Here is a 9,222-nt window from a genome sequence, read left to right on the forward strand (position 1 = left end):
TTGAAAACGTATGAAAAATTTTAATCTTTATATTTTAATAATTGCCATAATCAGCAGTACGTTTGGTTTCGCTCAATCGGCCCGAAAAGCAGCATTGTTATACGAAAACAGGGCTTATATAGACGCCGCTGAGATTTTTGCACAACTCCCAAAAACACCAGAAAACTTAGAAAAATTAGGAGATTGTTATTATTTTAATTCTGAATACACCAAAGCTTACGAAGCCTACAAACAGGTCTATAATTTAAAAGATTCGTCGTCCTTAAGCGACGCCTTCTATTTTAAGTATTTTGAAGTTTTAAAGGGTACAAAGCATTATAAAGAAGCCGATTTAATTTCATCTACACATTTAAACGACTCCATTAACACCATAGAATTTAAAGCCCTTTTAAAACGTATAGTCCCTTATACTTACACTTTAGAAAATATTACTGAAGACGTGGGAGGTTCTAGTTTCGGAGTGGGATTATATGGTGATAAAATTGTTTTCGCTTCAACTAAAAATATTGAAAACCCCAATTATAATTGGGATGGAAAACCTTATTTAGATCTTTATGAAGCTACGGTTTCTAAAAATGACCCTATTACCCTAGATAGTATTCAACCTTTAAATAAAAAAATAAATCTAGAGAAGCAGCACGAAAGTAATGCAGTATTTACCAAAGACGGCAGCATGATGTATTTCTCAAGAAATCTAAAAAAACGTGTAGATGTTGAAGATACCAAAATTGCCGTTGTAAGCATCTTTAGATCAGAACTTATTGATGGCGAATGGAGCAAAGCAGAACCCGTGTCTTTTGCGAGTGAAACGTACTCTACAATGCACCCGACTCTTAATAAAGAAGAAGATAAATTATATTTTGCTAGTGATATGCCGGGCAGTTTAGGCGTTTTCGATATCTTTTATGTAGACCTGTTTGCAGATCATTCTTTTGGGCAACCTATTAATCTTGGTGAAGCTGTAAATACAGAACGACGCGAACAATTTCCATTTATGGCGAATGATAGCACCTTATATTTTGCCTCTAATGGGAAACATGGTATAGGAGGTTTAGATCTTTTTGCCAGCCATGTAAAAGATAATGTTTTCTTAGAAGCCCTTAATTTGGGTGAAACAATTAATAGTGAAAAAGATGATTTTGCCTTTGTAATGATAGACTCTACACATACGGGTTACATCTCCTCTAATCGATCTGGACAAGACGATATCTACACCTTTAAACGTGTTAAGAATGATAGAAACTATTATATTGAAGGTTTAGTCACAGACAAAAAAACAGGAGAAATTCTTCCAAACACCACGGTAACTTTATTTGACGCTGATGGGAATAAAATTGGAGATCAATTGGTTGGTGATGACGGAAGATACAAATTAGCAACGCAACCCAATCAACAATATTCTGTAGAAGGCTTTAAACCCAAATACATTCCGCAGGTCGAGTTTTTTGATACCAACGACAAAGGGAATATTGAGTTCAACATTCAATTAGAGATTGAATCTTATAAAGATGCTGAAGAAATAGTTACCGATGATGAGCAAGGTAATACCTATATTGAATTAGAGAATATTTATTTCGATTTTGCCAAATGGGATATTAAGCCTCAAGCGGCAAAAACCTTAGATGTTCTTGTAGCCCTATTGAAAAAATATCCTAGAATGGAAATTCAACTCGGTGCCCATACGGACTCCAGAGCCGGATATGAATTTAACTTAGAACTTTCTAAGAAAAGAGCCCGTGCCACGTTAGAGTATCTAGTAGAAAATGGTATTTCAAGAGAGCGATTAAGATCCAAAGGTTATGGAGAATCACAACCTTTAGTACCTTGTGGCGATAACTGTACAGAAACCGAATACTCTATTAACAGGCGTTGTGAATTTTTAATTTTACGTTAATGCTCGTCTATGAAATCTGCTAATGATCCGCATCTAAGACCGCGATTCAAGCTTGAAATCGCTGAAGATAACGAAACCTTATTAGCATGTTTTGAATCTTTAAAAAAGGAAGAATCAGAATTTATAATCTCTAGAGTAGACGATCATGTATTTATACGATTCCCTAAGCGCGATCAACATTTTTGGAGTCCACAACTGCATTTAGAAATTACAACAGAAAGCCCAAATAAAGCCACAATACGTGGTTTATTTGGGCCTAGTCCAACTGTTTGGACCTTATTTATGTTTCTTCACTTTATTGTTGCCGCATTTGGGATTGGATGTAGCCTTTGGGCTTATACCAATGCTTCTTTAGGCAAAGCTTATACTTTACCCCTATCTTTAGTGGTTCTAATGGTAATCGTTTGGATACTGCTTTACATTTTAGGACGATTAGGTCGGCACAAAGGCCAAGCCGAAATGCAACGCTTATATACGTTTATGGAAAATCAGCTTAAAGCTTACTTTTGATTGTAACCAAAACGTCTCAATTGCGTTTGATTACTTCTCCAGTTTTTATTGACCTTCACATACAATTCTAGGTGCACCTGCTTACCAAAAAACTTCTCTAAATCTTTACGTGCTTCCATACCTACACGTTTTAATGCAGAGCCTTTATGGCCAATGATGATTCCTTTTTGCGTTTCGCGTTCTACCATAATTACAGAACGCATTCTTATAATCTCCTCTTCTTCAAAAAATTCTTCAGTATCTACTTCTACTGCATATGGAATTTCTTTTTTGTAGTGTAATAAGATTTTTTCTCTAATAGCTTCGTTAACAAAAAAACGTTCAGGCTTATCGGTTAACTGATCTTTAGGATAAAATGCAGGAGATGCTGGTAAAAGTTCAATAATTCTATTAAATACATTCTGAACATTAAAACCTTCTAAGGCTGAAATAGGAAAAAACTCCGCATTTGGCACTTTTACTTGCCATAATTGTGCTTGTTCTTCTAATTGTTCTTGATTAGAATTATCGATTTTATTCAATAATAACAATACAGGAATTTTAGAATTGGTGATTTTTTTAAAAAAGGCGTCATCTTTTAATTCCTTTTCTCCAATTTCAACCATATAAATTAAAACATCGGCATCTTCAAAAGCAGATTTTACAAAATCCATCATAGACGCTTGCAGTTCATAAGCCGGTTTTATAATCCCTGGCGTATCACTTAAAATCATCTGAAAGTCTTCCCCATTGACAATTCCTAAGATTCGGTGTCTTGTGGTTTGGGCCTTAGAGGTAATAATGGATAATTTTTCACCAATAAAAGCATTCATTAACGTTGATTTACCCACGTTAGGATTACCTATAATATTTACAAAACCTGCTTTGTGCATTCTATTTTAATTTAGAGTATAAAGATAAGATTAAAAATAATGATCCCTTTATATTTATTATAACTACAGTAAGATAGTCATTTTACGGAGGTCTACCTCAGATTAAAAACAAAAAAAGTCTTTCCGTTAAGAAAGACTTTTAATTATTTTGAAAGTAACTACAATTATATTGCTGCTACATGTTTAGTTAACTTTGATTTTAAGTTACTTGCTTTGTTAGAATGAATTACATTCTTCTTAGCTAACTTATCTAACATACTTATCACAGAAGGCAATAATGCTTGCGCTTCCTTAGCATCTGTAGTCTCACGTAATTTCTTTATAGCATTACGAGTCGTCTTGTGCTGATACTTATTAAGTACACGTCTCTTTTCGTTACTTCTTATTCTTTTTAAAGCTGACTTATGATTTGCCATTATTTTTCTTTCTTATTAAAAATTGTAGCCCGTAGGGGAATCGAACCCCTCTTACATGGATGAAAACCATGCGTCCTAGCCGATAGACGAACGGGCCATTTGGTTGTTTTAATATTTAAATGAACCAGCAACGTTGCCATTGCGGGTGCAAATATACAACTCTTTTTTACTTCTCCAACTATTATTTCATTTTTTTTTAAAAAAAATTAATAAGCCTTGGCAAAAAGCACTCTTTGGGTAGACGGTTGACCACTAAAAACACATACCCCTTCCTCCTGCGTATTGTCCATAGGAATGCATCTGATGGTGGCTTTGGTCAGTTCTTTGATCTTTTGTTCGGTCTCTGCAGTTCCGTCCCAGTGCGCTGAAATAAATCCTGTTTTTGTTTCTAAAACTTTTTTGAAAGTTTCAAAATCGTCCACTTTAGTAATATGCGTATCTCTAAACTTTAAAGCTTTTGCAAATAATTCGTCTTGGATCACTTCTAAGAGTTCTTTAACCTTAGGAGCTAATCCATCTAAGGAAACCACTTCTTTAGTTAAAGTATCACGTCGCGCTAACTCTACAGTATTATTCTCTAAATCTTTTGGTCCAATAGCAATACGCAACGGTACCCCTTGTAATTCGTGTTGGGCAAACTTAGCGCCTGGTCTATGCGTTGTACGCTTATCAAACTTACAACTTACCCCTAAGGCTCGTAATTCTTTTATAATGGCTTCCGTTTTGGCTGTAATAGCTTCAAATTGTTCATCTGTTTTAAAGATAGGAACTATGACCACTTGCGACGGTGCTAAGTTTGGAGGGAGTACTAAACCTTTATCATCACTATGTGTCATAATTAAAGCGCCCATTAATCGCGTAGAGACCCCCCAAGAGGTTGCCCATACATGATCTTGCTTACCTTCATTATTTGTAAACTTCACATCAAAGGCTTTGGCGAAATTCTGCCCAAGGAAATGCGAGGTTCCGGCTTGCAATGCTTTTCCATCTTGCATCAATGCTTCTATACAATAGGTTTCGACAGCTCCTGCGAAACGTTCGCTTTCGGTTTTAACACCTTTTACTACTGGTATAGCCATAAAGTTCTCTGCAAACGTAGCGTAAACGTCATTCATTTGTTCTGCCTCTACTAAGGCTTCCGCTTTTGTTGCATGTGCCGTATGCCCTTCTTGCCATAAAAATTCGGCTGTACGTAAAAATAAACGGGTACGCATTTCCCAACGCACTACATTAGCCCATTGGTTAATCATTATAGGAAGGTCTCTATAACTTTGAATCCATCCTTTATATGTATTCCAAATAATAGCTTCACTTGTAGGTCTTACAACTAACTCTTCTTCTAGCTTTGCTTCTGGATCTACTCTAAGCTTACCTTCATTATCCGGATCATTCTGTAAACGATAATGTGTCACTACAGCACACTCTTTAGCAAAACCTTCTGCATTCTTTTCTTCGGCTTCAAATAAACTCTTAGGAACAAATAATGGGAAGTACGCGTTCTCATGCCCGGTTTCCTTAAACATTCTGTCTAATTCCGCTTGCATTTTTTCCCAAATAGCATAGCCATAAGGTTTGATCACCATACAACCTCTAACGGCAGAATTTTCTGCTAAATCGGCTTTCACCACCAATTCGTTATACCATTTTGAATAATCTTCAGTTCTACTCGTAAGGTTCTTGCTCATTTTATGTGTTTTGGCACAGATATTGTGCTTATGTTAAATGTATTAAATAATACAGCAAAACTAACTATTTTTGCTATGTTCAACAATAAAATAAAAGAGATATGCAATTTAAAAATTTACTAACTCAGAAATTGCCATTTTTTGTTGTACTCGGATTAACGTTCGTGTTAACGTCTTGTGGTTCCTTCCAATACACAGGATATGACAGCGATGGAATTTATGGTGATGATACCAACTACGAAGCTACTGCCGAACAAGAGGTTATCACGACATCGACTAACGATTCTAACTACTATAAAAATTACTTTGCAGAAAATTCTGCCGAAGTTGATGCTATACAAGAGGAGTCTGAAATTTTCACGGACATCGATTCTTACGAAAGCGATTATACAGAACAGCCTACAGATACCCTGGAACAAGAAACCGCCTATGCCGGTTGGGGACAAACCAATAGTACCGTAACCATTAACTATGTAGATAATGGTTGGTATGGTTATAATGACCCATGGTTCTATTCTGGATTTGCTTTTGGCTCTTACGGTTGGTACAGACCTTGGCGTTATAATTATGGTTACGGTTGGAATTATAACTGGGGATATACGGGCTATTACGGCTACGGATTCTATCAGCCTTGGAGTTATGGTTATGGCCATGGCTATTATGGATGGAACAACAGATTCCCTAGAAATTCTAGATATGCTTTTAATAATACAAGACGAAACTCTTTACTTTATAATACGACCCTAAGCAGAAGTTATAACAACAGTCTTAGTAGAAGCAGTCGTTCTGCGGTATCTACAAGAAATAATTATTCTACGCGACGTTTATCTACAACTAATAGATATAACCGAACTACAAGATCTAACAATTACTCTACGAGAAATACCACAAGATCCTCTAGAAGCAGTACGGTAACACGACCAACGCGAAGTGTAAGGAGTTCTTCAACGACACGTACAACAACACGATCTACAACACCTACAAGGTCTTCAAGTGCAACTTCTAGGTCTAGCAGTTCACGATCTTCTAGTACAGCGCGATCTTCAAGTTCAAGTTCTCGTTCTAGCAGTGGAAGTTCTTCTAGCAGCAGTAGCAGCAGACGCGGTAGAGGATAAACAACTTACGTTACAACTTATAAAACACAGATTATGAAAAAGTTACTTATGCTAGGCATAGGCTTAATAAGCACGTCCTATATTGTAGCCCAGGATGTTACGGATGCCGTGCGCTATTCTATGGATAATATCCAAGGTACAGCTCGCTTCAGAGCAATGAGTGGTGCTTTTGGTGCTCTTGGTGGAGATTTATCAAGTATTAATATTAACCCTGCAAGTTCTGCCGTATTTACCTCAAGTAAGGCTTCTGTTTCGCTTGGTGCTTTTAGCAAACAACAAGATGTAGGCTATTATAATGGTCTTACTTCTTCATCGGATACTAATCTTGATCTTAATCAACTCGGTGCAGCCTTTGTATTTAAAAATACAAATCCGGATTCGGGTTGGAAAAAATTCTCTTTAGGTTTTGCTTATGACCGTTCAGCGGACTATGATAACGATTGGGTAGCACAAGGGGTTAATCCCGACCAAACTATTGGAGATTTCTTTTTAAACAATGCGCAAGGTTTAAGGCTTGACGAAATTTCAGCCTTTCCAGGAGAATCTTTTACTGATGCTTATGCTGAAATAGGATCTATCTTCGGAACCCGTAATCAACAAGCTTTCTTAGGATACGAAGGGTATATTATTGACCCCGTTGAAGATACCGATAACAATACGGCTTACGAATCTAACATCAGTGGTGGTGATTATAACCAACGCTATATGTATGCCAGTAGTGGTTATAACGGTAAGCTAGGATTTAACTTTGCTACAAGCTATAATAATAGAGTGTTTTTAGGTTTAAATCTGAATTCGCATTTTATCAATTACGAACGTTCTACATTCTTAAGTGAGTCTAATTCTAATACGAGTGCATCGGTACGTCAGGTGAATTTTGAAAACAATTTATTAACTACAGGAAGTGGCTTTTCATTTCAACTTGGTGGTATCGCTAAGATCACAGAAGCCTTTAGAGTTGGTTTAGCTTACAACTCCCCTACTTGGTATAGAATTTCTGATGAAACAACGCAATATCTTGCAACCACGCGTGTTGAAGAAGGCGCTAGTTTTAATCAAGTAGTTAGTCCTAATATTGTGAATATCTACGAAGAATATAAATTACAAACACCAGGCAAAGTCACAGGGAGTTTAGCTTATGTTTTTGGAAAAACAGGTTTAATCAGTTTTGATTACGCCGTTAAAGATTATAGCAATGCTAAATTTAAACCTAGTTCCGACGTTCTATTTTCTAGCTTAAATACAGAAATTAACAATACCTTAGATTCTTCTGTTTCATATAATTTAGGTGGCGAATACCGTTATGGAGCATTAAGTTTTAGAGCCGGATATCATTTTGAAGAAAGCCCTTATAAAAATGACAATTTCTATGGCGATCTTGATGGCTACTCTTTAGGACTTGGATATAATTTTGGCAATTTTAATTTAGATATTGCCTTTAGCCAATCGGAACGCGATTACAATTATCAACTCTATAGCACAGGACTAACGGATGCAGCTCAAATTGCGTCTAAAAATTCTGATTTTATTTTGACATTAGGATTTAATCTCTAGATTAAATTTTACAACATATATAAAAGACCTAAGGCCATGCTTTAGGTCTTTTTTTATACCGCACCGTTACACAAATATAATACTGCGCATTCTTGTAAGGTATCACACTAGCAATCCTAATAGGGGTTAACCTAATACTTCCACAAAACCAGATTAACTCTATATTGAGAAAACCGTTATCTCTAACTTAAGTACAAGATGCTAAATTATAAGAAACTCCTTACAAGGATGCCGATTCCCTTAGAGTACTCCTATATATACGTGAGTTCTATTTAGATAATAGGGTTACTTCTTAAACAAAAAAAAGCCTGAACATTAGTAATGTTCAGGCTTTATAACTATTTGTAATTCTCCTTATCGTTTCAAGGTAAAATGTGCTTTAAATTCTTTGCGTTGTCCGGTACTTGGTTCATCGTACTCTATTGTAAACCAGTAGCCATCGCTTGGCATTGCTTCTCCATTAAAGGTTCCATCCCAACCATTGCCGTCGGAACTTAGTTGTTTTAATAATTTCCCGTACCGGTCAAATATATAAATTTTTGCATTACTTCCAACACCTTCAATGTTCCAAGTTTCATTATTACCATCACCGTTAGGCGTAAAATACAGCGGGTAATCGATTATAAACTTCGAGGTGCTTGCTAATCCACATCCGTTTCTATCGCGGGCGGTAATCTCATGATCTCCAGAAGACACATTATTAAACACTCCGCTATCTTGCCATGGTCCGCCATCTAAACTGTATTCGTAAACTCCAATCCCTATAGCTGTTGCTTCTAAAACGTGATTATCTGCAAAAGCTTGGGTTAACAACTCGATCGTTACACTTGGTGGTGCACTTTCTATAACCTCTGTACTTGCACTATTAAAACAGTTTGTCTGTGTTGAAGTACTGATATCTGTTACATCTACACGGTACGTTCCTTCCTCTAACGGCATATAGCTTGGTCCGGTTTCTCCTGGGATGATAACACCGTTAAAATACCATTCAAAACTGTAATCTGCTGCTGTTAAATAGGTGTCTATAACTAAAGGATCTAAGATCTCTGTGCCATTCGTATCAATACATAACACATAACGATCGTCTAAAATTAATTCTGGTAGTGGATTAACATCTAAGGTTAACTCGGCTACCGCATAACATATAGAGGTATCATTTCCTGTTGTGGCATCTGG

At 36.4% G+C, this 9,222-nt stretch carries 8 protein-coding genes and 1 tRNA gene; 4 read left to right on the forward strand and 5 right to left on the reverse strand.

Features of this window, described 5'->3' with window-relative positions:
• Positions 1-10: 10 nt before the first annotated feature.
• Entirely contained in the window at positions 11-1,894 is a 1,884-nt protein-coding gene (locus tag ACFQ13_RS12005; protein ID WP_386117630.1) for an OmpA family protein, read from the forward strand.
• 9 nt (positions 1,895-1,903) lie between these two features.
• Positions 1,904-2,404: a GTP-binding protein gene (locus ACFQ13_RS12010; protein ID WP_386117632.1), complete on the forward strand. Its 501-nt coding sequence runs from the start codon at positions 1,904-1,906 to the stop codon at positions 2,402-2,404.
• Here ACFQ13_RS12010 and era read toward each other — a convergent pair.
• The 4 genes from era to proS all read right to left on the reverse strand — a co-directional run bounded on the left by era (position 2,395) and on the right by proS (position 5,377).
• Positions 2,395-3,276: a GTPase Era gene (era, locus tag ACFQ13_RS12015; protein ID WP_386117634.1), complete on the reverse strand. Its 882-nt coding sequence runs from the start codon at positions 3,274-3,276 to the stop codon at positions 2,395-2,397. The genes ACFQ13_RS12010 and era overlap by 10 nt on opposite strands.
• Before the next feature lie 164 nt (positions 3,277-3,440).
• Positions 3,441-3,692, reverse strand: coding sequence for a 30S ribosomal protein S20 (rpsT, locus tag ACFQ13_RS12020; RefSeq protein ID WP_386117637.1), 252 nt, complete (start codon positions 3,690-3,692; stop codon positions 3,441-3,443).
• A 25-nt stretch (positions 3,693-3,717) separates the two neighbouring features.
• A tRNA-Glu gene (locus tag ACFQ13_RS12025) sits at positions 3,718-3,789 on the reverse strand.
• 109 nt (positions 3,790-3,898) lie between these two features.
• A complete protein-coding gene (gene proS / locus ACFQ13_RS12030; protein WP_386117639.1) occupies positions 3,899-5,377 on the reverse strand; it encodes a proline--tRNA ligase in 1,479 nt (492 codons plus the stop codon).
• Between the two features lie 101 nt (positions 5,378-5,478).
• Between proS and ACFQ13_RS12035 the strand changes: the two genes are divergently transcribed.
• Together ACFQ13_RS12035 and ACFQ13_RS12040 are read left to right on the forward strand one after the other, a co-directional pair.
• Positions 5,479-6,492: a hypothetical protein gene (locus ACFQ13_RS12035; RefSeq protein ID WP_386117642.1), complete on the forward strand. Its 1,014-nt coding sequence runs from the start codon at positions 5,479-5,481 to the stop codon at positions 6,490-6,492.
• A gap of 33 nt (positions 6,493-6,525) precedes the next feature.
• Complete coding sequence (locus ACFQ13_RS12040; protein ID WP_386117644.1) at positions 6,526-8,046, forward strand: OmpP1/FadL family transporter; 1,521 nt, start codon at positions 6,526-6,528, stop codon at positions 8,044-8,046.
• Positions 8,047-8,400: 354 nt separating this feature from the next.
• On the opposite strand, the gene ACFQ13_RS12045 is transcribed toward ACFQ13_RS12040, so the two are convergent.
• Positions 8,401-9,222: T9SS type B sorting domain-containing protein (locus tag ACFQ13_RS12045; protein WP_386117646.1), on the reverse strand; the 822-nt coding region annotated here is incomplete at its 5' end.

The organism is Winogradskyella rapida, from assembly GCF_042675845.1.
GTDB classification, from domain to species: domain Bacteria; phylum Bacteroidota; class Bacteroidia; order Flavobacteriales; family Flavobacteriaceae; genus Winogradskyella; species Winogradskyella rapida.